General features: G+C 71.9%; 21 protein-coding genes and 1 riboswitch. Of the genes, 9 read left to right on the top strand and 12 right to left on the bottom strand.

Annotated elements, in window-relative coordinates:
- Positions 1-36: 36 nt before the first annotated feature.
- The 5 genes from surE to EV371_RS04410 all read right to left on the bottom strand — a co-directional run bounded on the left by surE (position 37) and on the right by EV371_RS04410 (position 5,133).
- Positions 37-864 carry a 5'/3'-nucleotidase SurE gene (surE, locus tag EV371_RS04430; RefSeq protein WP_130460919.1) on the bottom strand — a complete coding sequence of 276 codons (828 nt, stop codon included), beginning with the start codon at positions 862-864 and terminating at the stop codon, positions 37-39.
- A gap of 22 nt (positions 865-886) precedes the next feature.
- A complete protein-coding gene (locus tag EV371_RS04425) occupies positions 887-1,864 on the bottom strand; it encodes a 1-phosphofructokinase family hexose kinase (protein WP_486484477.1) in 978 nt (325 codons plus the stop codon).
- A gap of 28 nt (positions 1,865-1,892) precedes the next feature.
- Positions 1,893-2,486, bottom strand: a complete 594-nt coding sequence (locus EV371_RS04420; RefSeq protein WP_130460918.1) for a DUF2269 domain-containing protein — start codon at positions 2,484-2,486, stop codon at positions 1,893-1,895.
- A 68-nt stretch (positions 2,487-2,554) separates the two neighbouring features.
- Positions 2,555-4,381 (bottom strand): carbohydrate-binding module family 20 domain-containing protein, encoded by a 1,827-nt coding sequence (locus EV371_RS04415; RefSeq protein WP_130460917.1) that lies wholly within the window; start codon positions 4,379-4,381, stop codon positions 2,555-2,557.
- 419 nt (positions 4,382-4,800) lie between these two features.
- Positions 4,801-5,133: a YnfA family protein gene (locus EV371_RS04410; protein WP_130460916.1), complete on the bottom strand. Its 333-nt coding sequence runs from the start codon at positions 5,131-5,133 to the stop codon at positions 4,801-4,803.
- Positions 5,134-5,422: 289 nt separating this feature from the next.
- On the opposite strand from EV371_RS04410, the gene EV371_RS04405 reads away from it, so the two are divergent.
- Complete coding sequence (locus EV371_RS04405) at positions 5,423-6,673, top strand: cellulose binding domain-containing protein (protein ID WP_130460915.1); 1,251 nt, start codon at positions 5,423-5,425, stop codon at positions 6,671-6,673.
- Between the two features lie 135 nt (positions 6,674-6,808).
- Here EV371_RS04405 and EV371_RS04400 read toward each other — a convergent pair whose 3' ends face one another.
- Together EV371_RS04400 and EV371_RS04395 are read right to left on the bottom strand one after the other, a co-directional pair.
- On the bottom strand, positions 6,809-7,813 hold the full coding sequence (locus EV371_RS04400) for a coiled-coil domain-containing protein (RefSeq protein WP_486484476.1): 1,005 nt from the start codon (positions 7,811-7,813) through the stop codon (positions 6,809-6,811).
- 105 nt (positions 7,814-7,918) lie between these two features.
- Positions 7,919-8,046: riboswitch (cyclic di-AMP (ydaO/yuaA leader) on the bottom strand.
- A gap of 250 nt (positions 8,047-8,296) precedes the next feature.
- Positions 8,297-9,211, bottom strand: a complete 915-nt coding sequence (locus tag EV371_RS04395) for a cation diffusion facilitator family transporter (RefSeq protein ID WP_130460913.1) — start codon at positions 9,209-9,211, stop codon at positions 8,297-8,299.
- A gap of 249 nt (positions 9,212-9,460) precedes the next feature.
- On the opposite strand from EV371_RS04395, the gene EV371_RS04390 reads away from it, so the two are divergent.
- From EV371_RS04390 to EV371_RS04380, 3 genes are read left to right on the top strand one after another with little or no spacing between them, the layout of a single operon-like run.
- The gene (locus EV371_RS04390; protein WP_130460912.1) at positions 9,461-9,802 is read left to right on the top strand and encodes a metalloregulator ArsR/SmtB family transcription factor; all 342 of its coding nucleotides are present in this window, start codon (positions 9,461-9,463) and stop codon (positions 9,800-9,802) included.
- Between the two features lie 3 nt (positions 9,803-9,805).
- Complete coding sequence (locus EV371_RS04385) at positions 9,806-10,312, top strand: SRPBCC family protein (RefSeq protein ID WP_130460911.1); 507 nt, start codon at positions 9,806-9,808, stop codon at positions 10,310-10,312.
- Positions 10,312-10,938, top strand: coding sequence for a dihydrofolate reductase family protein (locus EV371_RS04380; protein WP_130460910.1), 627 nt, complete (start codon positions 10,312-10,314; stop codon positions 10,936-10,938). Before EV371_RS04385 ends, EV371_RS04380 begins: the two co-directional genes overlap by 1 nt.
- Positions 10,939-10,998: 60 nt before the next feature.
- Here EV371_RS04380 and EV371_RS04375 read toward each other — a convergent pair whose 3' ends face one another.
- Complete coding sequence (locus EV371_RS04375) at positions 10,999-11,628, bottom strand: hypothetical protein (RefSeq protein ID WP_130460909.1); 630 nt, start codon at positions 11,626-11,628, stop codon at positions 10,999-11,001.
- Positions 11,629-11,717: 89 nt separating this feature from the next.
- Between EV371_RS04375 and EV371_RS04370 the strand changes: the two genes are divergently transcribed.
- Positions 11,718-15,014 carry a CHAT domain-containing protein gene (locus EV371_RS04370; protein WP_165436600.1) on the top strand — a complete coding sequence of 1,099 codons (3,297 nt, stop codon included), beginning with the start codon at positions 11,718-11,720 and terminating at the stop codon, positions 15,012-15,014.
- 4 nt (positions 15,015-15,018) lie between these two features.
- On the opposite strand, the gene EV371_RS04365 is transcribed toward EV371_RS04370, so the two are convergent.
- The 4 genes from EV371_RS04365 to EV371_RS04345 all read right to left on the bottom strand — a co-directional run bounded on the left by EV371_RS04365 (position 15,019) and on the right by EV371_RS04345 (position 20,303).
- Positions 15,019-16,080 carry a tetratricopeptide repeat protein gene (locus EV371_RS04365; RefSeq protein WP_130460907.1) on the bottom strand — a complete coding sequence of 354 codons (1,062 nt, stop codon included), beginning with the start codon at positions 16,078-16,080 and terminating at the stop codon, positions 15,019-15,021.
- Positions 16,081-16,257: 177 nt separating this feature from the next.
- Positions 16,258-18,381, bottom strand: coding sequence for an AAA family ATPase (locus EV371_RS04360; protein WP_130460906.1), 2,124 nt, complete (start codon positions 18,379-18,381; stop codon positions 16,258-16,260).
- Between the two features lie 360 nt (positions 18,382-18,741).
- Positions 18,742-19,746, bottom strand: a complete 1,005-nt coding sequence (locus tag EV371_RS04350) for an alpha/beta fold hydrolase (RefSeq protein WP_130460905.1) — start codon at positions 19,744-19,746, stop codon at positions 18,742-18,744.
- A gap of 227 nt (positions 19,747-19,973) precedes the next feature.
- Positions 19,974-20,303 carry a hypothetical protein gene (locus tag EV371_RS04345; protein WP_130460904.1) on the bottom strand — a complete coding sequence of 110 codons (330 nt, stop codon included), beginning with the start codon at positions 20,301-20,303 and terminating at the stop codon, positions 19,974-19,976.
- A gap of 382 nt (positions 20,304-20,685) precedes the next feature.
- Between EV371_RS04345 and EV371_RS04340 the strand changes: the two genes are divergently transcribed.
- From EV371_RS04340 to EV371_RS04325, 4 genes are all read left to right on the top strand, one after another.
- Positions 20,686-21,177, top strand: coding sequence for a DUF3145 domain-containing protein (locus tag EV371_RS04340; RefSeq protein ID WP_107261790.1), 492 nt, complete (start codon positions 20,686-20,688; stop codon positions 21,175-21,177).
- 58 nt (positions 21,178-21,235) lie between these two features.
- The gene (locus tag EV371_RS04335; RefSeq protein WP_130460903.1) at positions 21,236-22,951 is read left to right on the top strand and encodes a glycoside hydrolase family 3 protein; all 1,716 of its coding nucleotides are present in this window, start codon (positions 21,236-21,238) and stop codon (positions 22,949-22,951) included.
- Positions 22,952-23,073: 122 nt separating this feature from the next.
- Complete coding sequence (locus tag EV371_RS04330) at positions 23,074-24,135, top strand: glycosyltransferase family 2 protein (protein ID WP_349338652.1); 1,062 nt, start codon at positions 23,074-23,076, stop codon at positions 24,133-24,135.
- Positions 24,132-26,411, top strand: coding sequence for a hypothetical protein (locus tag EV371_RS04325; protein WP_130460902.1), 2,280 nt, complete (start codon positions 24,132-24,134; stop codon positions 26,409-26,411). The genes EV371_RS04330 and EV371_RS04325 overlap by 4 nt, the downstream gene beginning before the upstream one ends.
- The last annotated feature ends 9 nt before the right edge of the window (positions 26,412-26,420 follow it).

Here is a 26,420-nt window from a genome sequence, read left to right as displayed (position 1 = left end):
CGGCGGGCGACCCGACCGTCGCAGACCGGGATCCCCCTATCGAGGATCGTCCAGTCTGGACAGATCCACGTCGTACGCCTCGGTGATCGCCCGGATCGCCGTCACCGAGGCGTAACCCTCCGTCAACCAGGCGACGTCCGTACCCGGCTCGACCCGCTGGCCGGACTCCTCCAGGGCGGTACGCACAAACCCCCGGCCAGCCTCGGCGACCGTCATCTGCACCTGCCCGAATCCCGCCAGGCTGCCCCGGCGTACCCCGCGCAGCCGCTCGTACGGCAGGTCGGGGGAGTTCACGTTCAGCACGCTCGCCACCGGTGCGTCGGTCAGCCGGGGCAGCAGGTCCAGCGCCACCCGGGCCGCGGTCGCCCAGTGCCGCCGCTCGTCCCGGTCCGGCCGGGGCACGGCCACCGCCGCGCCGCCACTGCCGGCGCTCGCCTCGTGCGCCGAGAGCACGTCGAGCGAGACCGCGATCCCGTGGCAGCCGTTCGCGGCGGCGGTGAACGCCGCCCCGACGGTGCCGGAGTGCAGCACCGCGCGGCCGGCGTTCGCGCCCCGGTTGATTCCGGAGAGCACCAGCGACGGCGCCGGCCCGAACGCCCCGTGCAGGGCGATCAGGGTGATCAGCGCGGGTGAGGCGGCAACCCCGTACGCCGGGACGCCGGGTAGTCGGTCGATCGGGTGTTCCTCGACGACCACCCGGCCGTCCCGCTCCACCGCGCTCATCGCGGCACTCGCGCCGCTGGCCTCCTCGCTCGGAGCGGCCACCACCACGTCCAGCCCGCGTTCCGCCGCCTCGGCGGCCAGCCAGCGCAGCCCGGGGGCCGCGATCCCGTCGTCGTTGGTGACCAGTACCCGGATCGTCATGACCTGCTCCGTACCCGGATCGTCACTGCTTCGTCGTCCGGTGGGCCAGTTCGTCGGGGGTGAGCCGATCCTGCCGGTCCACTCGCATCGGCGTCAGCCGCACCCGGTCGACCAGGCCGGCGATCGCATCCGGCCGGCCGGTGCCGAGCCCGTGCCGGGTGACGTTCAGCGCTCCCGCCGCCGCACCCGTGCGGACCGCGAGCCGCAGGTCGCCGCCCTGGGCCAGAATCGCGGCCACCCCGGCGGTCATGGAGTCGCCGGCACCGCGCGGATCCGCCACCTCCAGCCGGGGCAGGTCGAGCTGGGCCATCTCGCCGTCGATCAGCACCAGCGCCGGCTCCTCGGCCCGGCTGACCACCACCGACTCGGCTCCCTGGGCGTGCAGCGCCTGGATCACCCGGACCAGCTCCGCCTCGCCGTCGTCGGCGGCCAGCCCGTCCCGGAGCAGCTCCTCGTGGCTGACCTTGAGGACCGACACGCCGCCGTGCAGTACGGCGGCCAGGTGCGGACCGGAGAGGTCGGCGACCACCCGGCTGCCGTTGCGGCCGAGGTCGGCGGCGAGTCGACGGTAGATCTCCGGCGCGACCTGGGACGGGTGGCCCGGGCCGCTGAGGATGCTGACCTCGGCGCTCAACCCCTCGGTGAGCGCGAGGTTGTAGAGCTCGTCGAGTTCGTGCCGGGAGAGCGGATGGCCGGGGACCGAGGCGACCTCGTGCCGGTTGCCGTCCCGGCGATCGTGTACGTAGCCGCCGCTGCTGGACTCGCGGTGGATCACCCGCAGGTCGACTCCCTCGACGGCCAGTAGCGGTTCGAGCACCTGACCGATCTCGCCGCCGAGTCCGGCGCAGAGCACCACGGGCACGCCCAGACACTTGATCATGCGCGCCTGCCACACCCCCTGACCGCCGGGATGCAGGTGGATCTCGGTCTCGTCGGCGGGCTGGTCGATGGTGACCGTCAACTGCGGGTCGGGGGCAAACACCATAACATGTCCGCTCATGCCCGTTAGATACCCACTTAGTCGCTATCTAGGCGGCCTCGGCGCGATCTCGGCGCGGTCTCGGCGCGGCGCCGGCCCTGATCGCACCGGCCCGGCCGGCCCGGCGGATCCGCCCCCACGGCTTGTAGGTGGAGAGCACCGTGGCGACCACCAGCAGGCTGCTGGAGACGATCGGCGCCGCCAACAGGCCCTGCCGGGCGTCCGGCGGAGTCGCCGCGCCGAGTTCGGCGGCCCGCAGGCTCGGCAGCAGGGCGAAGAGCACCGCGCCGAGCATCACAGTGGTGATCACCAGCTTCACCAGTACCCACCGGTGCCGGACCAGACCCCAGGGCGTGAGCAGCGCGCTCGCGACCCCGACCAGCCAGGCGAGCACGCTCAGCGGCACGAAGACGGACTGCCCGACCAGTGCCAGCGCCGGGTAGACCAGGTCCGGGTCGGAGCCGCCCGCCCCGGCCACGCCGAGGGTGAGCAACACCAGGTCGACCCCCAACCAGCCGACCGCGGTCACCACGTGCAGGGTCAGCAGGGCCTTTCGCCAGGGCGGAGAGAGCTTCATGCCGGCCATGCTGCCGGCGACGGCGCGTGGCGGCGTCGTGCGGATGTCGACGATCCGGGTACGCACCTCGACGTACCGGTGGCGCGTCCCGGGCCGCGACCGGCCCGGGGAACGCGCCGCCGCCTCGCGGGTACTCAGCGCCAGGTGTCGGTCCAGTTCACGGTGCAGGGGGCGGTGGTCGGGGTGGTCCGGTACCGGTTCGGGTCGCTCTCCCAGACCACCCGGCCCCCCTCGCGCTTGACGTACTTGTACTGCACCGTCGTGCCGGCGGGCAGGTCGACGGTGCCCCGCCAGATCGGGTAGTCGGCCGAGGAGAGCGGCAGCCCGCTCGCCGGGTTCCAGTTGCCCAGCGCCGCGACGTTGCCGGTGACGTAGACGTTCTCGCCCCAGACCGTCGTCGCGGTCACCGCGAAGCTTGTCGCGACGGTGGGGCAGGAGCCGCCCGTCGGGGTCGGACCCGGACCGCCGCCCGAGGTCCGCGCGTTGACGTGCAGCGCCAGGGCGCCGGACGCCGGCACGGTCGCGGTGACCTGGCCGGCGGTGTCGACCTGGTACGTCGTACCCGTGCAGGAGCCGGCGGTGAAGTCCCCGCTCATCACGTCGCAGTAGCTGCCCGCCGGCAGGCTGGTCTGGAAGGTACGCGTCAACGAACCCCCGCCCCGGTTGAAGGCGACGTACGCGGCGCCGCCCCGGCCGAAGGCGATCTGGTTGCCGCCGTTGCTCCACCAGTTGGTGACCCCGGCCCCGGCGGCGGCGTTGCGCAGCCCGACCATGTTGGCGGTGGTCCGCCAGCGGTGCTCGCAGGCCCAGCCGCCGCCCGCGCAGTCGACCGGACTGGTGGCGCCGGAGCCGTCGCGCGGCGGCCCCGCCTCGGGGTCGGTGAAGGTGAAGCTCGACATCACCTTCGGGACGCCGTACGGCCAGGCGATCATGAATGCCTCGGCCAGTGCGTACGCCGAACCGTTCTTGTAGGTCAGCCGGGCCCGGCCGTTGCGCTGGGTGTCGTGGTTGTCGACGAACGCCACCGCGTCGGCGGAGCCGAGCCGCATCGACGAGGCGAGGTTGCCGAGGTTGGCCAGGTTGCCGTCCCGGAACGCGTTGCCGACCACGTCCCCGTACCGGAACTCGGTGACGTCGCCGATCCCGGCGTACTCCTCCGGGGTGGGCTCGCCGGAACCGCCCTCGATCACCTCGGCGAAGACGTACGGGTCGCCGGCGACCGGATCGACGATCGCGGCCAGGTCGGCGGCGGGCAGGTGCTTGGCCGCGTCCACCCGGAAGCCGTCGACGCCGAGCGAGACCAGATCGTTCAGGTACCCGGTCAGTTTGCCCCGCACGTAGGACGACTCGGTACGCAGGTCGGCCAGGTCGACCAGTTCGCAGTTCTGGATCTCCCAGCGGTCGCCCCAGTTGGCGATGTCGTCGTTGCCGTTGCGTCCGCAGTGGTGGAAGTCGCCGTTGCCGTACGGCACCGCCGGATAGCCGTAGTGGCTGTACGTCGAGCCGCCGCTGCCCGGCCCGGTCGAGGCGCCGCCGGCCATGTGGTTGACGATCGCGTCCACATAGATCTTCACTCCGGCGGCGTGGCAGGTCCGCACCATGGCGGCGAAGGCGGCCCGGTCACCGCGCCGGGTGCTCAACTGGTAGCTGACCGGCTGGTAGTCCTGCCACCACGGGTACCCCCGACCGGGAAGTACGACGTGCTCCTGCGGTGGCGACACCTGCACCCCGCCGAAGCCCTTCGGGCCGAGCACCGTGCGGCACTCGTTGCCGATCGAGGCCCACGGCCACTGGAACAGGTGCACGATCACGTCTTTGCCGCCCGGGCTGGCCGGGCTGGCGGCGGCCGGCTCGGCCCGCCGATCGGCGAAACCCACCGCCAGCGCGGCGGCGAGCACCCCGGTCAGGACGGCGGCGGCTGTTTTTTGAGTGACGGCGGTCGGACCTCGTCGGGTACGCATCGGAACCTCCCGTGCGCGAGAGTGCGGGGACGGCTGGCCTGCAAGTTCTTGCAAATATTGCCGGGAAGCTACCACCGGATGTCGGGGCGGTAAAGCATTGTCGAAGCTGGATGTCTGCGCGGGTTTGCCAAGGTTGATCCGGGTTCGGCTTGCAGAGATCGTCGATCCGGCCCCGAAATGGAGAGCCATCGCCGCAGGTACCGGGCGGGCGGCTCGCCGCCCGGTACTTGCAGAACTTTCATCCTCGACATGATTCCCCGTCACACCCCGCTGTGGCAGCGGTCATTTGTCGGGCGGGGTGCGCTTCTGAACGACAGCAGCGTCGTGATTGCGAAGGGTCGTCGGCCACCGGCCCGGCGGCCTGGCGCGACTTCCTCCACGCCCTGCCCTCCCGCTGACCGCCGCGCTGGTGGGAAGGATCAGCCGCGCGGGGCGTACATGATGATGGCGACCCCGACCAGGCAGATGACGGCGCCGGCCAGGTCGTAGCGGTCCGGCCGGAACCGGTCCACCAGTACGGCCCAGCCGAGCGAGCCGGCCACGAAGACACCCCCGTACGCGGCGAGCACCCGGCCGAAGTGCGGATCGGGTTGGAACGCCGCGACGAAGCCGTACCCGGCCAGCGCCAGCATCCCGGTGGCGACGAAGAGCAGGCCGCGATGCTCGCGCACGCCCTGCCAGACCAGCCAGGCACCGCCGATCTCGGCGACGGCGGCGAGCAGGAAGAGCAGCAGCGAGCGCACGATCGTCACGCCCGCCATTGTCGCCGGCCGGGGCGGACGTCGACCGTCGGCATGGCCGGACGGCGGGCCCACGGTTTGCCCTGCATCGATGACTGTCTCTAAGCTTGGTCGGCGCCGTCACGCGACCGGTACGGGCTGGCCAGGTCGTCGCGGTGGATTGGTGATCATGGGAGCTGGTCACGGGAGCCCAACGAGGGGCGGTACGCGTCGCGCGTGCCGGTCACTCGTCGTCGTAACAGCACTGCCGGCACGCGCCAGGGACGGCGACGGGGCCGGCGGTTGTCCGAGAGGAACTCCCATGAGGATCCCCGCACCGTACCGTCCGTACCGTCGCGTCTCCCTGGCCCTGGCCGCAGCGACCGCGATCGCCGCGAGCGGCGTCGCCGTGGTCGGCACCGGCCTGACACCGGTCGCCCAGGCTGCCACCGGCTGCCTGGTCGACTACACCGCCAACCAGTGGACCGGTGGCTTCACCGCCGCCATCCGGGTGACCGCCGGGAACACCCCGGTCAACGGCTGGACCGTGACCTGGACCTACGGCGGTGACCAGCGGATCACCAACAGCTGGAACGCCCAGGTCAGCCAGTCCGGCGCGACCGTCACCGCCCGGAACGTGGCCTGGAACGGGTCGCTGCCGGCCGGCGGCTCCACCGAGTTCGGCGTCCAGGGCAGCTACGCCGCGAGTTCGGCGGCACCGAGCGGCTTCACCCTGAACGGCGAGTTGTGCAACGGCGCCGAGCCGACCACACCGCCCAGCACCGTACCGCCGACGACCGCGCCGCCGACGACGCCGCCCACCAGCGCACCGCCCACGGTGACGCCGTCGCCGACCGTCCCGCCCAGCACGCCGCCGCCGAGCGGCTGCGGTACGGCGGCAATCTGCGACGGTTTCGAGAACCAGACCGGTACGTCGCCCTCCGGCGACTGGAGTGTCAGCTACCCGGACTGCTCGGGCAGCGGCACCGCCAGCATCGACACCTCGGTCGCGCACCAGGGCACCCGCTCGGTACGCATCAACGGCGCCGTCGGCTACTGCAACCACGTCTTCGTCGGCTCCACCCGGGATCTCGGCAGCGTCGGACCGGTGCGCTACGCCCGACTCTGGGTACGGCACACCACCGCGCTGCCGACCTCGCACGTGACCTTCCTGGCCATGCGGGACGCCGCCGACGGCAACCGTGACCTGCGGATGGGCGGGCAGAACGGCGCCCTGCAGTGGAACCGGGCCTCCGACGACGCCACCCTGCCGGAGCAGAGCCCGAACGGTGTCGCGCTCAGCGCGCCGCTGCCGGTCAACCAGTGGACCTGCCTGGAGTTCATGGTGGACGGCGCGCAGGGCCGGCTCTCCACCTGGGTAAACGGCACCGCGGTGACCGGGCTGACCGCCGACGGTACGCCCACGCACGACGTCGACGGGCAGTGGTACAACCGGGCCAACTGGCGGCCGAACCTCACCGACCTGCGGCTGGGCTGGGAGAGCTACGGCGAGGGTGCGAACACGCTCTGGTTCGACGACGTGGCGCTCGGCTCGTCCCGGATCGGCTGCTGAACTGAGAGCCGGCTGCTGAGCTGAGGACCGGCTGCTGAGCTGAGAACCGGCGGCCGCTGAACGGAGAACCGCCGGCACTGCCCAGGGGTGGCGGGCGGTGTCGGCGGTTCTCGTTCGGTGTGCGGGTGCGGCCGATCAGTGCATCGACAGGTGCACGTGGTTGGTGTGGTCGCTGGACGGGTCCCCGTTGCCCCCGTTGTACGTCTTCCAACCGCTGCTCGGCAGCCAGATCTGCTTGAACCAGATCACGTACAGCACACCGAGTCGATCGGCGTTGCGCACGAAGTACGCCGCCAGGTTGTTGCCGTACGTCCGGTCGCCGCCGGTGGCCACCCCGCCGAACCCGTTCTTCTGGGCGGCGAAGTCGCACGCCTGTCCCTTCGGATGCTCGCCGCTGCCTCCGTTGCGGAAGCAGGAGACGAACCGGGTGAAGCCGGCCGCCTGGGCCTGCTTCAGCGCGTGCAGGGTGCGCGGGGTGATGCAGCCGCTGGTGGTCGGGTCGTTCTGACTGCACGACTCGTCCGGGAAGGAGCCGTCGGCGTTGCGGGGTGCCGGCCGCGCCGACCCGCCGCCACTGCCGCTGATCCCCGCGCCGGCGCCGCCGCTGTTGTTTGCCGCCGCCAGCGCCCGCTCGGCCTGCTTCTTGCGGGTCTCCATCACCTCGACCTGCTTGCGCTGCTCGGCGATCTCCTTGTCGAGCGCCGCCTTGGCCTGGGTCTCCTTGTCCAGGCTCTCCCGCAGCCCGCGCAGCTCCCGGCTCTCGTTCGCCGAGATGGTGTCGAGTGCGGCGGCCCGGTCCACCAGGCTGGTCGGAGATCCGCTGTTGAGCAGGGCCGAGACCTGTCCGAGCCGGCCGGTCCGGTATGCCATGTCGGCCATCCGGGCGACCCGCTCACCCCGGGTCGCCACCTCGGTACGCAGCGCGGCGAGCTGCTGGTTCAGTTCCTTCTGCCGCTTGACGGAGTTGTTCAGCTTGTTCTTGGCGTTCAGGTAGCCCTTGCTGGCGACCTGGAGTTGCTCGCGCAGGCTGTCGCTGCCTCCGTCGATGTCGTCCCCGCCGGGTGCCGCGGCCAGCACAGCGGCGGTCGCGTACTCCGGTGCCGCGGCGGCGGGTGCGCCGCCGAGTGCCGCGAGGACCATGCCCAGGGCGATGGCCGCGGTCGTCGCGGCCTTCCGGGACGGTCTCGTGGCGCTCCGCGCGGACGCCGGAGCCTGTCGGGTGGGTGCCAGGAACGGCATATGACAATGTCCTTCCGTCAGCCGCCGACCGGGTTAGCTGACGGGTTCGGGACGGAAGATCCCTACCGCTGGCGCGGATACACCCCTGGTACGTGGTTCCCCGGCTCGCGCGTGCGATTAGGCGACGGCCTCCGCAGGCGCCGGAGGGCGCCGCCCGGCGGAGACCGGAGCCGAGCTTACCGGCAGTTGTCGTCCGGGGATACGTGGCGTCGCTGCCGTCGAATTCACGATTCTCCTGCTTCAGACGGATGTATCCGGACAAAAATAGCGAGCGTGCGGACGAAACTTAAGATGCCGCTAACTATCGGTGAACCTCTACGCCTGCCGGGGGCGGATTTCCGACAGTTTCCGGCCGGTCGCCCCGACACGCAGCGTCGCGGCCGGTTACCAGTCGGTGGGTCCGCAGCCGCCCGGCGCGGCGTCCGGCTCGACCTGAAGGGTGGCGTGCGAGATGTCGAACTCCTCGCGCAACGCCGACCGGGCCGCCGCGAGTACGGTACCGACCTCCGCGTCGCTGTCCAGCCTCAGGTGCGCCGAGGCCACCTCCATCCCGGAGGTGAGGGTCCAGACGTGCAGGTCGTGTACGTCACACACCCCCGGCACGGCCGCCAGCCGGGTGCCTACGGCCGCCACGTCGAGATGCTCCGGCGCGGCCTGCACCAGGATGCGTACGGCGGTCCGGCCGAGCCGCCAGGTGCGGGGCAGAATGAACAGCCCGACCGCCAGGGCGACGATCGGATCGGCCCAGCGCCAGCCGGTCAGGATGATCACCACGGCGGCGACGATCACGCCCACCGAGTTGAGCAGGTCCCCGAGCACCTCGAGATAGGCGCCGCGCAGGTTGATGCTCTCCTGCGCACCGGGTCGGAGCAGGCCGAACGCGGCGGCGTTGGCCAGCAGGCCGAGTACGGCCACCGCGAGCATCGGGCCGGCCTCCACCCGGGGCGGGTCGGCGAACCGGCGTACCGCCTCGACCAGTACGTAGAGCGCCACCCCGGACAGCAGTACCGCGTTGGCCAGCGCGGCCAGCACCTCCAGCCGGTACAGGCCGAAGGTCCGCTGCGGAGCACCGACCACCCGCCGGGCCGCCGTGATCGCGGCCAGTGCCATCCCGATCCCGAGCACGTCGGTGAACATGTGCCCGGCGTCGGAGAGCAGCGCGAGCGAGCCGGTGACCAGTGCGGCGACCGTCTCCACCACCATCAGGACGGCGAGCAGCACGAAGGCGGCAACCAGCCGTCCCCGGTGCCGCTGCGCCGCCCGGATCAGCGGCACCCCGTGGTCGTGCCCGCCTCCCAACGCGTTCTCCTTTCCCCGCTGTCGATACTGCCGGCCGACGCGGTGTCGGGGGAGCCGGTCCCATCGAAGAGGCGACGCCGAACGCCCACCCCTCGGCACCGAGGGTGCCGGCGCCCGGCGCCCGGCGCTCGCGGGGCCGGCGCTCGGGGGGCCGGCGCTCGGGGGGCCAGAGGCGCGGTCGGGGTCCCCCGGGGCCCGGCAGACCGCCAGTGACTTGACGCATTCCCTTATGGGTATATGATGACTGCCATGGCACGAGCAGCGACGACGTCGGACGTCTTCAACGCGATCGCCGAGCCGCAGCGCCGGGAGATCCTGGTGCTGCTGCGGTCGGGTGAGTGGCCGGTGACCGACCTGGCCCGGGAGCTGGGGATGACCCAGCCGGGGGCGTCCAAGCACCTGCGGGTGCTCCGGGAGGTCGGGTTGGTGCGGGACCGCAAAGCGGGTAAGCAGCGCCTCTACGGCCTGGACGCCCGAGGGCTGCGACCGGTCCACGAGTGGACCGGCGGGTTCGAGCGGTTCTGGAACGAGAGCTTCGACCGGTTGGACGCATACGTGCAGGAACTGAAGAAGGCAAGGCAAGGGGAGTAGCTGATGGGTACGACGGGACGGGAAACGCCGGCGCGATCCGCGACGGCCGACCGGGAGATCGTGGTCTCCCGGGTCATCGACGCCCCGCGGGAGCTGGTGTTCGAGGCGTTCACCGAGGTGCGGCACCTGTCGCGCTGGTGGGGGCCGGAGGGGTTCACCACCACCACGCGGTCCTTCGAGTTCCGCGTCGGCGGGGAGTGGGACTTCGTGATGCACGGACCGGACGGGACGGACTACCAGGAGTGGATCACCTGGACCGAGATCGTCCCGCCGGAGGGGATCACGCTGCTGCACGGTGAGTCCCGCGGCGACCCGAACGCCTTCGAGTCGGTCCTCACGTTCGCGCCCGACGGGGCGGCGACCCGGATCGAGATGCGCACGGTCTTCCCCACCAAGGAGCTGCGCGACGAGGCGGTCGAGAAGTACCACGCGGTCGAGGGCGGCCAGCAGACCCTGGACAACCTGGCTGCCTACGTCACCGAGATCGCTCGGAAGGGAGCGGAGGGCTGATGGCCGGGAAGGTCTTCTTCAGCGTGTCGATGTCGCTGGACGGGTTCATCGCACCCGAGTCCAGCGGGAAGCTGATGGGACGACAGTGGATGGAACTGCAGGCGTGGATCTTCCCGCAGCGGTTCTTCCGGGAGAACCTGAAGCTCGGCGAGGGCGGCGAGGAGGGGCGCGACAACGACATCGCGCGGGAGACGTTCGAGCGCACCGGCGCGAGCGTCATGGGCAAGCGCATGTTCGACGCCGGCGAGCAGATGTGGCCGGCCGAGGCGCCGTTCCACACGCCGGTCTTCGTGGTGACGCACGAGAAGCGTGACCCCTGGGAGCGGCCCGGCGGTACCACCTTCCACTTCGTCAACGACGGCATCGAGACCGCGCTCGACCGGGCCCGCGAGGCCGCCGGCGACCGCGACGTCCGCATCGCGGGCGGCGGCGCGACGATCCTGGAGTACGTGAACGCCGGCCTGATCGACGAGTTCTCGATCGCGCTCTCACCCGTGCTGTTCGGCTCCGGAATCCGCCTGTTCGAGGGCGTGGACGCCGCCAGGGTCGCACTGGAACAGGTCCGCTCCGAGTCATCGCCGCGGGTGACACACCTGACCTACGCCGTGCACCCACGGCAGCAATGACCTCGACACCTGGAGATCGTGCTACAGCCATTCGTCACCAGGCGTGGGCAGGGCCTACGACTAACCCCAGTCCTCGTCGAGTGGATCTCCGGGCAGCCATAGGTTCACTGGCCGGCGTACGGGCTCGGGCTCCCATGCCTTCGTCTCCGGGTTCCAGCGGAGTGTGGCCGCGCGCAGTGAGCCGCCGGAGAGGTCGATTTTCTGCAGGGCGGCGAGCGCGGTCTCGTCGACCCGGGCGTCGATGACGACGCGTACGTCGGTCTCGCGGTCGCCCAGCATGATGCGCTCTGGATCCGGTTGCTCCGCCGCGCCTGCCTCGGACTGCTTGCGTGCCCGGAACCGGCGGACGAGCTGGGTCAGCGCGCGGTACGCGTCGGTGCCCGCGTTTTCGATCAGGCTCTGCACGAAGGGTAGAAGGATGGTGGTGATGCCGACGGTCGAGACAACTGTCAGTGGATCCAACCCACGTGGGCCGGAGTCCTTGATCGCGTCGGCGTCAAGCACCGGATAAAGCGGCGCGAGTGCGTCGGCCGCCCGGCGCGCCCTGGACAACAGCTCATCCGCTTCCGCGATCAACTCGGGATCGAGGCCGTTTTCGCTGCCACGCAGCTCGTCTCGCAAGGAGGAAAGCTGGTCGAGGGAGGACATCAGCTCCGCACGCCAGTGTGACTCGCGCCGCCGGTCACTCATACATCGAACTCTAGTGTAAGTCTGGTGTGGTGCGGTGGAAGAGGAGAGCGCGGGGGCAGGGGGCCGCCGCCGCGCCCGACAGCATCGAGTTGCATGATCGGCTCAGCAAGGCGGCCAGCGCGGTCTACGCCGCGGCCGGCGACGTGTCAGGTCTCAGCGCGGCCATCGACGTGCTCGAGCGGGGGCTGCCGCACGTCGCGGCCGACCATCCCCATCGAGGGATCTACCTGGGTGTCCTCGGTGAGGCATTCGGGCTTCGGTTCAGTCTGACGAGCGTTCCCGCTGACATCGAGGCGGCTGTTGCTTTCGGTGCGCAAGCCGTGGTGGCTCTGCCTGCGGACGATCCGCAACGCGGTGTGGCGTACAGCCGGCTGGCGGAGCACTACATCGTGCGGTTCGAAGCCGTGGGCGATCCGTCCGACCTCGACGCCACCGTCCGGTGCTGCGAGCAGGCCCTGGCGGTGGCGCCGGCGACGCCGCTGGTGCTGGCCCGGCTTGCCTACGCGCACCAGTGTCGCGCCGACCTCAACCCGGCACCAGCCGATGCGGACGCGCAGATCCGGCATGCCGAACACGGTCTGGAAGTGGCCGACGCCGCAAACTCCCATCGGCCACTTCTGCACGAGCTGGCGGCTGCGGGGTACGAGCGACGGTACGAGCGGGTTGGTGACGTCGGTGACCTCGACGCGGCCATCACGTGCCGGGAGGCGGTCGTGGTCGATGGTCGGCGCGTCGACATGCTGGCCCGAAACCTGTCCAACCTCAGCTTCGACTATCTGGAGCGGTACGAGGCGACTGGCCGCTCGGCGGATGTGCACAGTGCCATCGACCGTGCGGGCAGGGCGCTGGAGATCGCTGGCGAGCACGACCGGGACTACGCGGAGCTGCTCTACAAGCGGGGTCTGGCGTTTCGAGCTCGGTTCAACCTGGCCGGCGACGCCGCCGACCTGCGTAGGTACGTCGAACTGGCGCAGGAGTCACGGCGACGCGCTCCTGCCCACTATCAAGGCACAGCGCTGGTCAATCTCGCCGTTTCCTACGTCCAACGCTACGAACACCTCGGTGACCACCGCGACCTGGACGCGAGTATCGAGATCGGTGAGGAAGCGCTGGCACATGGCGGTTTGACCAGCCAACAACGCGGCACCTGCGTTGCGAACCTCTCCAGGATGTACCTGAAACGGTTCGAGCGATTCGGCGCGCAGGGCGACCTGGACCACGCCGTCCAGCTCGGTCACCGTGCCGTCCGGGCGCTGCCCGACGGTCATCCCGAGCTTGTCTCACGACTGGAAGGTCTCGCCAACGCCTACTCCGAACGCTTCGCACGCTTCCGAGAGCTGGAAGACCTGAACACCGCCGTGGAACTGGGTGAACGTGCCCTCGCGATCGCCGGCATCAGGCACACCGAGCAACGGCAGATACAGTCCAACCTCAGCGGGTACCTGCTGCAGCGCTACCTGAGCGGTGGCGATCCCGCCGATCTGGACGCGAGTGCCGGATACAGCCGGCAGGCGCTCGACGGCACCGACGAGGCTGACCCACGGTGGGCTCACTTCGCCGACTCCCTTGCCGGAGCCCTGCTGCATCGGCACCGGCTAGCCGCTTGCACGGGCGAGGAGTCCGGTCACACCGACCTGGACAAGGCGATCGACCTCGTCGAGCGGGCGGCGGCGGCGACCAGGCCGGACTCGCCGGTCTTCCTGGGGCGTCTGCAGAACCTCGCGGTCGCCTACCAGGAAGAGGCAGTCGATCCGGAGCGTCGGGCAGGCGTGGTGCGGCGACTCGTTGAGGCGGTCGGCACCACCACAGATACGACACCGACGGCGCAGGCGAGTGCCCGGACGAATATCGGCCGCCTGGCTCTGCGGGCCGGCATGCTCACCGAGGCAGCGGCGATGTGGCGCGGAGCGGTCGAGCTGCTGCCCCTGTGCGCACCTCAGGGCCTGGCATGGTCCGACCAGGAACACCAGCTCAGCCACAGCTGGGGTCTGGTTGGCGAGGCCACGGCGACTCTCCTCGCGGTCGGTGACGTGGCGGGTGCTGTCGAGCTTGCCGAGCTTGGCCGCGGCATCCTGCTGTCCAACCAGCTGAGCGCCCGCATAGACGTAGCCGAACTCTCGCGCTCCGCTCCCGACCTCGCCGAGGAGTTCACGAAACTCGTGGCCGAGCTGGACACCCAGTCGCGGATCGACGGCCGCCTGCACGACCTCACCGGCGCGCCGGCGCTGCGGCGGCCGCCGCGCCACCTCGCCGACCGCTGGGACCAACTGCTGCACCGGATCCGCGAGCTTCCCGAGTTCGCCGACTTCCTGGTACCGCCCCGGATCGCCGAACTGCAGAGCGCAGCGGCCGGCGGTGCCGTGGTACTCGTCAACGTGGGAACGCTCGGCGGCGACGCGGTGGTGCTCAAGCCGGACGCCCTGGTGCGGGTGCGGCTGCCCGAGCTCACCGAGGCGGACGCGAGGGCCCACGCGAACGCCTTGGCGGGCGTGGAGCTCTGCACGGAAATGCCCGTCACGCAAGCCAGAACCACCCAGCCGGAGGGCGCAAGCCACGAACTGCTCGCCTGGCTGTGGGAGACGGTCACCGGGCCGGTGCTGACCGCACTCGGATATGACACGCCGCCGGATGCCGGGCAGCCGACACCACGGGTGTGGTGGGTGGCGACCGGGGTGCTGAGCCTCATGCCCCTGCACGCGGCCGGGTTGCCCGACGGGCCCTCGGCACTCGACCGCGTCGTGAGCTCGTACGCCCCGACCATCCGTGCCCTGATCCTCGCCAGGCAACGCACGAGTGCGGAGACCCGCACCCAGCTAACCGTCACCATGCGGCACACGGACGGACTGCCGGACCTGCCCGCTACCGCCGCCGAGACCGCCCACCTGCTGGCCAGGCACCCGGACGCGATCGCGCTCGCGGACGGCGAGGCCAGCGCGGCGGCCGTTCTCGACGCACTGTCCGGCGCCGGCTGGGTTCACTTCGCCTGCCACGCGATTAGTCATCCGGAGAAGGCGTCGAAGAGCGGGCTGCACCTGCACGACAGGACGCTGCGCGTGCCCGAGATCAGCAGGGCCGGTCCGCGGGGCGGTGAGTTCGCCTACCTGTCGGCTTGCTCCACGGGTCAGGGGAGCCTCTTCCAGGCAGACCAGGCGATCCACCTGGCGTCCGCGTTCCAGCTCGCTGGGTACCGGCATGTGGTGGCCACCCTGTGGCCGGTCAATGACCAGGTCGCGGCGATGGCCGCACGTCGCTTCTACCGGTTGCTCGGCGATTCGTCGACTGCGGACGGCGCCGCGGCGGCCTTGCACGACGTGACCCGGCGCCTGCGTGCGAGATTTCCCGCACATCCCGAACTGTGGGCACCGTTCGTCCACAGCGGCCCGTGACGTTTCACCTGCCTCGCAGCCAGACGATCAGCTTGCCCAGTCCTCGCGGCGGCTGCGGGTGCAGCCGCTGGTTTGCGAACCTGACCAGCAGGTTGGCCCGCCGGGTCATGCCGAGGCTCGTCAGCATCCCGGCGATGTCGGAAGCCAGCGCAGCCATCTCCGCGAGGCCTTCGGCGTCACGGACGCGCTTCAAGCATTCAAGGAATGCCCTGTCCGCGTACATCCTGGCATCCGACCGGTGCCCCAGATGCCACATGATCTTGCTTAGGTTGTTCAGTGCGCCCGCCTCGTTGAGGCTGTTGGGATGGTCGCCGCCACTGCGTGCTTGCTGGTAGCACCGCACGGCCTCCTCCGCTGCGGGAAGCGCCTCCTGCCATCGCTCACGATGTGCGAGTGCCGTCACCTGGAGGTCGAGGCCGTTGGCGAGTAGACGCGCGTTCGCCGCACCGGGGTCGCGGGCGTACAGACGTCGCGCGATCGTCACCGACTCCTCGGCGGGGGCCGACGTCTCGTCACCGCGCCCGGCGCTCTGCAGGGCGAAGCAGAGCGTGTGCAAGGTGGTTGCCAGGTAGTGGTCGTGCTGCCCCGGTTGCTCCTCGACGAGCTGCCGCCACATCGCCACGGATTCCCTGGCCGCGCTGACCGCGGCACGGTGGTCACCCACATCCCCGAGCGTGACGCTGGCGAGGCCAAGGGCAAGGGCGAGTTGGGTCTCGTACAGGTCGGACTGCGCATTCGCCATCCGCCTGATCAGCCCGACGCCCTCCTCCATCAGGTCCCGCGCCTCGGTTTTCCCACCGAGTCTGTGCTTGGCGAACCCGAGCCAGCAGAGCATTATTCCCAACTGCGGAAGTGAGCTTGGACTGCGCCGTAGCAGCCTGCGGTGCAGTGCGATGCCTTCCGCCAGGAGGTCCAGGTAGGAGTTGGTAACCGGGCCGGGAGCCCGGTGCAGCTCCATGCACAGGGCGTACAGCGCCAGACCGAGTTCTGGTTCGTACGTGGCGGGGTTGACCTTGGCCAATTCCCGGTACTGCGTCACCATCGCCTGCGCGGCGTCAACGCTCACGTCTCGCCTCCGAACGCCCGAATCGGATCGAAGCCCATCGTAATAGCTCAGCTCATGAGTCGTAAAACCGTCGCGGCGGAAAGTCAAGGTTTTATGCGGAGCCACTAGTTCCGGGAAATAGTGCCTTCCGGCGCCGGGTGAAGGCACTATTTCCCGGAAACTGTACGACCTTGCCGGTCAGGCCGGGTCGACGGTGGTGAGTCGCTGGGTGGCCCGGGAGAGGGCGACGTAGAGGGTGCGTAGTCCGGCGGCCGAGTCCGCCCGGATCTCGGTCGGGTTGACCAGCACGACGCCGTCGTACTCCAGGCCCTTGGCCTGCATGGTGTCGACGACCTGTAGGCGCGGGTCCGGTGTCGGGTCCAGCCAGCCGGCGACCTCGGCCCGGCGGGTGACCGCGCTGATCACCCCGACCGTCCCCTCGACCTCGGTGAGCAGCTTCGCCGCCGCCTCCCGGACCGCGTCCGCAAGTTCGGCCGGCGGCACCACCAGCTCGACCGGAGGTACCCCGGTGGTCCGGACCGCGACCGGCAGCGGCAGGTCGGGGGAGACCTCGCGGATCACCCGGGCCGCCGCGGCGAAGATCTCCGCCGAGTTGCGGTAGTTGGTGGTCAGGGTGAACTCGTGCCGGGGACGCCGGCCCAGCGCCTTGTCCCGGGCCCGGGACAGCTCGGCCGGGTCACCGGTCCAGGCGCTCTGGGCCGGATCGCCGACCACAGTCCAGGAGGCGAGCCGGCCCCGCCGGCCCAGCATCCGCCACTGCATCGGGGAGACGTCCTGGGACTCGTCGACCACCACGTGGGCGTACTCGCGGTAGTCGGCCGGGCGATCGCCGGCGGTGTCCCGGCCGGCCCGGGCCACGCGCTGCCGGTCCGCGTAGGTGGTCACCTCGCGGACCCCGCCGGGCAACCGGTACGGGTCCCGGTCGCGCCGCGCCGGTCGGGGTGGCCGGCCCAGCAGGTGGTCGAGTTCGTCCAGGAGTGCGACGTCGGCCACGGTCGGTCCCGCGCTGCCCAGCGTCCGGTACGCCTCGGCGAGCAGCCGGATCTCCGCCCGGGAGAGGACACCGGCGGCGTACCGGCGCAGCCGCTCCGGCTCGGCCAGCCAGGGCAGTACGTGCCGGGGGTGCAGCCGGGGCCACCAGGCGCGCAGGAAGTCCCGGAACTCCGGGCGCTCGGCGATCTCGTCCTCGAAGCTCCGCTGATCCGGCAGGCGGCCGACCCGCAGATCCTGTGCCTGTGCCCAGAGCGCGGCGAAGATGCCGTCGAAGCCGGCCCGGCGTACCTCGTTGCGTCGGGCGCCCGGCGGCAGGGCCCGGGTCCGGATCCGTTCCAGTTCGGCGGCGGAGAGCCGGAGCAGTTCGCCCCGGTAGAGCAGCCGCAGCTCGCCGGGGGCGTCCGGCACCTGGTCCCGGACCGCCCGCTCCAGCACCCGACGCATCCGCAGCGAGCCCTTGACCGCGGCGACCGCCGTCGGGTCGGTGCGGGTCGCCGCGACACCGTCGAAGAGCGAGCCGAGCGAGTGCAGGGTGGCGGCGTTCTCGCCCAGGGCCGGGAGCACCGAGGCGATGTAGTCGACGAAGACGGCGGACGGGCCGACCACCAGCACCCCGCCGCCGGCGAACCGGTTGCGGTCGGAGTAGAGCAGGTAGGCGGCCCGGTGCAGGGCCACCGCCGTCTTGCCGGTGCCCGGCCCGCCGGAGACCACGGTCACGCCGCCGGCCGGTGAGCGGATCGCCTCGTCCTGCTCCCGCTGGATGGTGGCGACGATGTCGCGCATTTCCCGGCCGGTGGTCCGGGACAGGTCGGCGAGCATCGCGCCGTCGCCGACCACCCGCATCCCGTCCGGCGCCGCCGCCGGGTCGAGCAGGTCGTCGGAGATCCGGGTCACCCGCTCACCGCTGGAGGTGATCACCCGACGGCGGACGACCCCGCGCGGGTCGACCGGGGTGGCCTGGTAGAACGCGGCGGCGGCCGGCGCCCGCCAGTCGATAACCAGCGGTTCGGCGTGCTCGCCGCGTACGCCGAGCCGGCCGACGTGCAGCACCTGCCCGGTACGCAGGTCCAGCCGACCGAAGACCAGCCCTTCGTGTTCGGCGTCCAGCGCGTGCCGGCGCCGGGCGGCGTGGAAGACCATCGCGTCCCGCTCCACCAGCGCGCCGAGGTTGCCGACCCGGGCCAGCTGGTAGCCCTCCCGCTCGGCCAGCACGGCGGAGTGCCGCAACTGCGCCAGCCGGGCGTAGACCCGGTCCAGGTGGCGCTGTTCGGCCTCGATCTCCTGCCGCAGCGTGGTGTGGTCGGTCAACGCGTCTGCTCCTGGAGATCGATCTGTGGCGAGGTCGCCATCCGACGCCCGAGGTCCGGACGGCCACGAGCCGAACTGCCAGGAAGCGAGGGTACGCGGTGCCGGCCGGGCCCGGCTCGGCCACGCCAGTTCCGCTGCGGGCCGATCTGGCTCAGGGCCATGATGCCGATCTGACGCAAGGGCAACCGCCGGCCCGGGTCAGGGGAACGGTGCCGGTCCGGGTCAGGGGCGTGCCGCCGGCCCGGGTCAGGGGAACGGTGCCGGTCCGGGTCAGGGGCGTGCCGCCGGCCCGGGTCAGGGGAACGGTGCCGGTCCGGGTCAGGGGCGTGCCGCCGGTCCGGGGCGGGGGCGTGCTGCTGGTCAGGGGCATGGTGCGCCGCGTCGGGCGCCGACCGGCCTGGGCTGTTCGAGGAGAGCCCCGGACCTCCGCGACCGGGCGGTGGCCGTCGACTTCCGGGTGATCCGCCTCGCCTGCCGCACCCGGTCGACGACCGTGCACAGGGCGGCGGTGACCTCCTCGGGGCGCTCCAGCATCAGCATGTGGCCGGCGCCGGGGCAGACGGTCAGCGCGGCCGAGGGCAGCGCCTCGCTGATCGACACCGTGCAGGGCGGCGGGGTGAGCCGGTCGCGGTCGCCGACCAGGGCCGCCACCGGCAGGTCGCCGAGGGTGGCGAGCGTCTCCAGCCGGCGCTGGGCTCCGATGGAGGGCCGGAACCCGCCGATCGAGACGAGCGAGGCCCGGGCCACCGCCGAGGTGGTGAGCCGGATGTCGGCCGAGTCACAGCCGTCACCGAAGAGCAGCCAGCGCAGAGTCGGCCGGATCGCGTGCAGCAGGGGCGCCGGGGTATGCCAGCCGCCGCACCGGGCCAGTAGCCCGGCGCAGGTGGTCTCGGCGATCCGGATCACCCGGGCCAACGGTGCCGGTACGCCGTACCCGGTGTGCGTGTGGCCCTCGGCGGTGGTGGCCACGAAGACGACTCCGGCGACCCGACGGGCGAAGTCGGCGGGGTGCCGGTGGGCGTACTCCATCACCGTCATGCCGCCCATCGAGTGCCCGGCCAACACCACCGGCCCGGTCGGCGCCACCTGGGCGAGCACCTCGGCCAGGTCGTCACCGAGCTGGGCGAGGGTGGCCGAGCGCAGCGTGGCCGGTCCGGACCGGCCGTGCCCGCGCGCGTCGTACCGGACCACCCGTACGGTGTCGCCGTACCGCTCGCGCAGCGCGGCCACCTGCCGATGCCAGGTACGCCCGTCCAGGGTCCAGCCGTGCAGCAGCAGCACGGTGAGCGGAGCGGTGTCCGGACCGGAGACGTCGACGTGCAGCCGCACGCCGTCGGTGAGCCGTACGGCGGCCGGTTCGGGCATGGTCACCTCCGCGTCGACGTCACCGCCGGAAAGCGTCGCCGCAGCGTGGATACCCGCCCGCCGTCCCGGTGAATCATCCGCGGGGACGGGCCGGACCGGCGCGGGCCGCCGAGGCAGACGTGAACGCCCCGACGGGGCCGCCGGGGGAGGGGGCCGTCAGGGCAGACGTGAACGCCCCGACGCGAGGCGACCCGGCCGGGGCGTTACGGGTTGTGGAGCTGGTGGGCTCAGGCCTGGAAGACGCCGGCCTCGACCAGCCGCTTCTCGGTGGTGTCCCAACCGTCGGCCGGGTGGGTGGCGGCCAGGCTGTTCAGCTCGGCGCGGATCTTGATGGCGTGGCCGGCGCTGGCCAGCGCCCGGATCTCCTCGACGAAGGCCTCGGAGTCGGTGCGCAGGTGCGAGGTCCTGCCATTGAGCAGGTTCCGCACGTAGGCGTACTTGCCGCCGTTGAGCGGGATGAGGTACTTGAACTCGCCGAGCACGCTCAGGGCACCACCCTGGCCTGCCTGTCCGGCGCGGACGGACGCGCGCGCGGTCTTGGAGGTGTTGCTCGCCACGGGGGCACTCCTTGGAGACGTACGGGAGGACTGGAAGTCCGAGGGGACAAGCCGGGCGACAGACGCCGCCGAGCGAATTGTACGGCAGACGCCGCCGAGTGAAGTTTACGGCAGACTGCCGGCTAGCAAACCTTACGGGCTAGCGAACCCGACGGGCCAGCGAATTTTACACGGCACCGGTGATGGCCGGACGGCCGTCGCCGCTGACGTCGGGGTCCAACCACCGTCACCGGTACGGCTATTCCCCCCGGGCAGTTTCGTGAATCCCTGGCGTACCATCCGTCACAAGCGTCATCATGTGTTCCAGCAATCGCACGGTGAGGCCAGCCCACCGAGGTCGAGGTCGTAGGGGAAGACGCACCTCGCTCTCCGGGAGGTCACCGTGCCAACGCGTGGCGTCGTATACGTCCACTCGACCCCACTCGCCGTGTGCCAGCACGTCGAGTGGGCGATCGCGCGCGTCCTTACCGCGCCGGTCACCCTGCACTGGACGGCCCAGCCGGTCGATCCGGGCGCCCGTCGGGCGGAGTGCGGGTGGTCCGGTCGGCCTGGGACCGGCGCGGAGCTGGCGGCTGCCCTCAGACAGTGGCCCATGATCCGATTCGAGGTCACCGAGGAGCCGAGTCCCGGCGTCGACGGGGAGCGGTTCATGTACGTGCCCGGTCGGGGGCTCTTCCGGGCCACCGCGGGAGCGGCCGGCGACATCCAGCTCGGTGAGGACCGGCTGCGGTCGATCATGGAGTCGGCCCGGGCGCCGGAGGCGCTCGCGCACGCGCTCGACAAGGCGATGGGCACCGCCTGGGACGCCGAACTCGAGCCGTACCGGTATGCCGGGGACGGCGCCCCGGTCACCCTGCTCACCCGGGTCGGGTGAGCGCTTCCGGTCCTCGGTCAAGTTGCCCGGCCGGTGGTGGGCTGGTGGGATAGCGGGCGTGTCGACTCCCCTCCGGCGCGCTCTGGTCGTGCTCCCCCTCGTCACCGCTTTGATCGTCTCCGGCTGCGCCGGATCGCGGACGCCGGCGGCGGCTCCCGCGTCGCCGGCACCGGCAACCACCAGCGCGAGCCCGACGGCGGCGCCGGACCCGGCCGCCCGGGCGGCCCAGCTGGTCGGCACCCTCGCCGACGAGGACCTGGTCGGCCAGGTGCTGATGCCGTACGCCTACGGCAACTCGGCGACCACGGTGTCGGCCGGTTCGGCGGCCGGCAACCGGAAGCTGGCCGGAGTCCGCACCCCGGCCGAGATGATCGCCAAGTACCGGCTGGGCGGTCTGATCCTTGTCGGCTTCTCCGCCGACGACCCGACCAGCGACACCCAGCCGACCACCAACGTCGAGAACCCGGCCCAGGTGCGCGAGCTGACCGCCGGGCTACAGGCCGCGGCCGGAAAACTGCCGGCCGGGGCCGCCGGCGCGCTGATCGGCATCGACCAGGAGTTCGGCGTGGTCACCCGGATCTCCGAAGGGGTGACCAACCTGCCCAGCCCGATGGCCTTCGGCGCGGCCGGCGACCCGGCGCTCACCGAGTCCGCCTGGCGGGCCGCCGGCACCGAACTCGCCGCGCTCGGGGTCAACGTCGACTTCGCGCCGAGCGCCGACGTACTCGAGGCGAACAGCAGGGTGATCGGCTCCCGCTCGTACGGTTCGGATCCGTTGGCGGCCGCGGCGCAGGTCGGCGCCGCCGTGCGAGGGCTGCAGGGCGCGGGCGTCGCGGCCACCCTGAAGCACTTCCCGGGGCACGGGCAGACCGCCGCGGACTCGCACAAGGGTCTGCCGGTGGTCACCGCCGACCGGAAGAAGCTGGAGTCCACCGCTCTGCCGCCGTTCTCGGCCGGGATCACCGCCGGGGCCTGGCTGGTGATGGCCGGGCACCTCGACGTGCGGGCGCTCGACCCGAAGGTGCCGGCCACCTTCTCCCGCAAGATCCTCACTGACCTGCTCCGCGGTGAGCTGGGCTTCACCGGGGTGCTGGTGACCGACGCGATGGACATGGCGGCGGTGGCGAAGCAGCCGGCCGGGACGACCGCGGTCCGGGCACTGAACGCCGGCAACGACCTAGTGCTGATGCCGCCGAACGTGACCGAGGCGTACGAGGGGGTGCTGGCCGCGCTGCGGGACGGCTCGCTGCCCCGGGCCCGGCTGCTGGAGGCGGTGACCCGGGTGCTGACGCTGAAGTTCCGGCTGGCCGGACAGCCGAGGCCGGAGATGGGCACGCTGAACAGCGCCGGCCACCGGGAGGCCGCCCGGCGGGCGGCGGAGTCGTCGATCACCATGCTCCGGGGTAGCTGCGGCAGGCCGCTGGTGACCGGGCCGGTGACGGTGACCGCGGCGAGCGGCCGGGAGCGGAGCCGGGACCGGCTCAGCCGGGCGCTCCGGGCCGCCGGGGTGGAGGTGACACCGTCCGGCGGGACCGTGGTGCACCTCGTCGGGTACGGCGACACCTCCGCCGACCTGCGCGCGGGTGCGGCCGTGACGGTGGCGATGGACACCCCGTACCTGCTCGGCCGGGCCAGCTCCGGGGTGCTGCTGGCGACGTACTCGTCGACCACGGCTTCGGTGACCGCGCTCGCCGAGGTGCTCGCCGGGCGGGCCCGGCCGACCGGGCGGTCCCCGGTGCCGGTGGGCGGCCTGCCCAGGACGAGCTGCCCTTGACCGTGCAGCTCAGCCGGGTGTTCTTGACCGGGGCAGCCCAGCCGGTCGCTGGTGAGTTCCGTCACTGGGCTGGCTGGTAGCGTTCGGCTGTCCGGTGAGCTGGAGACGGGGGTGTACTGACGGTGACGAGCCGGGAGCCCACCCTGTCCGTGGTCGTGCCGATCTACAACGAGGAGAGCGTCCTCCCGTTGCTGGTCGAACGGCTGCGGCCGGCGCTCGACGGGCTCGGCGAGCCGTACGAGGTGGTCGCCGTCGACGACGGCAGCACCGACGCCACCCCGGTGGTCCTGGTCGGGATGCGACGTGGCTGGCCGCAGCTGCGGGTGGTGCGGCTGCGCCGCAACAGCGGCCACCAGGCGGCGTTGACCGCCGGCCTGTTCCGGGCCCGGGGCGACTACGTCGCCAGCATCGACGCCGACCTCCAGGACCCGCCGGAGGTAATCGTCGAGATGCTGCGGCTGGCCCGGGCCGAGGGCCTGGACATCGTCTACGGGGTACGCGCCGACCGCTCCACCGACACCCGTTTCAAGCGCTCTACGGCAGGCCTGTACTACCGGCTGGTACGTCGGCTGGTCGGCAGCGCCGTACCGGCCCAGGCGGGTGACTTCCGGCTGCTCAGCCGGGCGACCGTCGAGGCACTGCGGGAGCTGCCCGAACGTCGTCCGGTGCTCCGGCTGGTGGTGCCCTGGCTGGGCTTTCCCAGCGGCGAGGTGAGCTACGTCCGCCAGGCACGTGCGGCGGGCAGCACCAAGTACTCGCTGTCCCGGATGATCCGGCTGGCCACCGACAGCATCATCAGCTTCTCGGAGGCGCCGCTGCGGGTGGCGACCTGGCTCGGTGCCGGCGGAATGCTGCTCTGCCTGGTCATGGTGGCCTTCGCGGTGGTGATGTATCTCCGCGACTCGACGGTCACCGGCTGGGCCTCGCTCTACGTCGCGGTGCTCTTCCTCGGCGCCGTCCAGTTGCTCTGCCTGGGGCTGCTCGGCGAGTACATCGCCCGGATCTACGCGGCGGTGCAGGGCCGGCCCGCCTACTTCGTCGGCTCGGACAGCGCGGAACCGGTCGAGGACCTGCCCCCGCTGGCCGAGGCGCCGCCCCGGGCCGGACGGCGGCCCGCGCCGCCGGCCGCCAGGGACTCCGCGGGCCCGGCCAGCCGCGACGGCGGCGTGCGGACGGTCCGGTGACCGCTACCGACGCGGCGGTGGCGGGCTCCTCCGCACCGGCCGCGCCCCGGCCCGCACCCGCGGTGCTGCGCTGGGCACCGCTGCTGGCCGGTGCGGGCCACCTCGCCGTGGTACTGCTGGCAGCCGACACCGATCCGGCCGACCTCGCCCGGTACGCGGGCTACCTGCTGCTGGCCCTGATCCTCCCCGGCACCCTGGTCTACCGGGCGCTGCGCCGCCGGCCGCACACCCTGGTCGAGGACGTGGCGATGGGTGCCGCCGTCGGGCTGGTGCTGGAACTGCCCGCCTGGGCGCTCTACGCCTGGCTCGGCCTCGTCGGCTGGCTCTGGACCTGGCCGGCGGCGGTGGTCGCGCTCTTCCTGGCCGTGCCCCGGCTGCGCCGGCACTGGCTGGTCCGGGGTTACCGGCCCACCCCGATCGGCTGGTCGTGGTCGGTGACCGGGGCGGTGGCCTTCTTCACCACCTACCTCTCCAGCACCTTCCTGGAGCGCAACCCGATCCTGCCCACCTCGGAGAAGACCCGGCAGTACCTGGACCTCGCCTACCAGCTCTCGCTGGCCGGCGAGGCGAAGCACCAGTTCCCGATCCACCTGCCCCAGGTCGCCGCCGAGCCGCTCGACTACCACTGGTTCGGCTACGTGCACATGGCCGCGACCAGCCTGATCGGCGGGATCGACCTGCCGGTGGTGGCGCTCCGGCTGACCATCCCGGCGCTCTGCGCGGCGGCGATCGTGCTCACCGCCGTGCTCGGCTGGCGGGTGAGCGGTCGGCCGGCGGTCGGCGTGATCGCCGCCGTGCTCTTCTTCGTGATCGGCGAGACGAACTTCACCGATCCGGTGACGATGCCGTTCGGCACCCAGGCGTCGTTCGTGATCTGGCACGGCATGTCGATGATCTACAGCTGGGTGCTGCTGATCGCGCTGGTCGCCGTACTCGCCGACGTGGTGGACCGGCGCCCGGGCCGGCCGGTGGCCGCGATCGGCCGGGGCGCGTTCGTGCTCGCCCCGCTGCTGATGCTCACCTCCAGCGGGGCGAAGGCCAGTTCGCTGCCGGTGGTCGGGCTGGCGCTGGCGTTCACCGCCGTCGCCCTGCTGGTCGCCACCCGGCGGATCCCGTGGGCGGTGGTCGGGGCGGGGCTGGCCACCGCCGCCGCGCAACTCTTCGCCACCGCCGTGCTCTACCGGTTCAAGGCGTACGGAATCGAGGTCGACCCGCTGGCCAGCAGCCTGGAGCCGTACTGGTCACCGCCGCCGGACGGCTGGCCGATCCCGCTGACGGCACTCGTCGTGCTCGCCGCCTTCGTGGTGAACATGCAGCTCCGGGTGGTGGGGATCGGCCCGCTGCTCTGGCTGCGCCGGGGCCGGCTCGAACCCGTGCAGTGGTTCCTGCTCGGCGGCGCGCTGGCCGGCCCGCTGCTCTACCTGCTGCTCCGGCAGCCGGGCGGGGCGAACCAGTACTTCACCCGGGCCGGCTTCACCTTCGCGGTGGTCCTCTCCGCCTGGGGGTACGTGATGGTCGCCGACCGCGCCCGGCTGACCCGGCGCTCCGGCACGGTACTCGGGCTCTGTGCGCTCGCCCTGGCCGCGGCCCTGGTCGCGGTCCAGTTCCGGTACGCCGAGCCGGCCGCCGGGGAGACCATGTTCGACTGGCTGCGGCCGCTGCTCTGGTGGTCGGCCGGTCTCGCCGTGCTGGCGGTGGTCGCCGCCGGAATCTGGCGGCCGGCCAGCCTCGGCATCGCCGCGCTGCACCGGCGGGGGGCGATCGTGCTGCTCACCGCGGTCCTGGTGGTCGGGGCGCCCGGCCTGCTGATGGACATGCGCAAGTCGGAGCGCTCCCCGAACGGCGGCGCGTACGCCAATGTCGCGCTGCCGAAGAGCCGGGTCGACGCCGCCCGGTGGGCCCGGGAGCACAGCGAACCCGGCGACGTGCTGGCGACCAACGTGCACTGCCTGGCGGTGGTGAAGGGCTGGTGCGACGCCCGCTCGTTCTGGCTCAGCGCGTACTCCGAGCGCCGGGTACTCGTCGAGGGCTGGGGGTTCGCGCCCCGGGTGGCGTCGTCGGGGGCGTACACCCCGTTCTGGGACCGGGAGCTGTTGCGGCGCAACGACGCGGCGTTCACCGAGCCGACCGAGGCCGGGCTGCGCGAGCTGCGGGACCGGCACGCCGTGCGGTGGCTGGTGGTGGACCGGTCCGTGGGGGTGGAGTCCCCGGAGCTGGGCCAGCTGGCCCAACTGCGCTACGACAACGGCCGGATGGCCGTCTACCGTCTCCGCTGAGACCGCCCG

It is taken from the genome of Plantactinospora sp. CNZ321, from assembly GCF_004217235.1.
Note: the sequence above shows the minus strand (reverse complement) of the source record. Positions and strands in the feature narration are given on the sequence as shown.

Coding starts and splice junctions, on each gene's coding strand:
- surE (WP_130460919.1), bottom strand. CDS start 864: ATGACGATCCGGGTACTGGTCACCAACGACGACGGGATCGCGGCCCCC.
- EV371_RS04425 (WP_486484477.1), bottom strand. CDS start 1,864: ATGAGCGGACATGTTATGGTGTTTGCCCCCGACCCGCAGTTGACGGTC.
- EV371_RS04415 (WP_130460917.1), bottom strand. CDS start 4,381: ATGCGTACCCGACGAGGTCCGACCGCCGTCACTCAAAAAACAGCCGCC.
- EV371_RS04405 (WP_130460915.1), top strand. CDS start 5,423: ATGAGGATCCCCGCACCGTACCGTCCGTACCGTCGCGTCTCCCTGGCC.
- EV371_RS04400 (WP_486484476.1), bottom strand. CDS start 7,813: ATGGTCCTCGCGGCACTCGGCGGCGCACCCGCCGCCGCGGCACCGGAG.
- EV371_RS04390 (WP_130460912.1), top strand. CDS start 9,461: ATGGCACGAGCAGCGACGACGTCGGACGTCTTCAACGCGATCGCCGAG.
- EV371_RS04385 (WP_130460911.1), top strand. CDS start 9,806: ATGGGTACGACGGGACGGGAAACGCCGGCGCGATCCGCGACGGCCGAC.
- EV371_RS04380 (WP_130460910.1), top strand. CDS start 10,312: ATGGCCGGGAAGGTCTTCTTCAGCGTGTCGATGTCGCTGGACGGGTTC.
- EV371_RS04375 (WP_130460909.1), bottom strand. CDS start 11,628: ATGAGTGACCGGCGGCGCGAGTCACACTGGCGTGCGGAGCTGATGTCC.
- EV371_RS04350 (WP_130460905.1), bottom strand. CDS start 19,746: ATGCCCGAACCGGCCGCCGTACGGCTCACCGACGGCGTGCGGCTGCAC.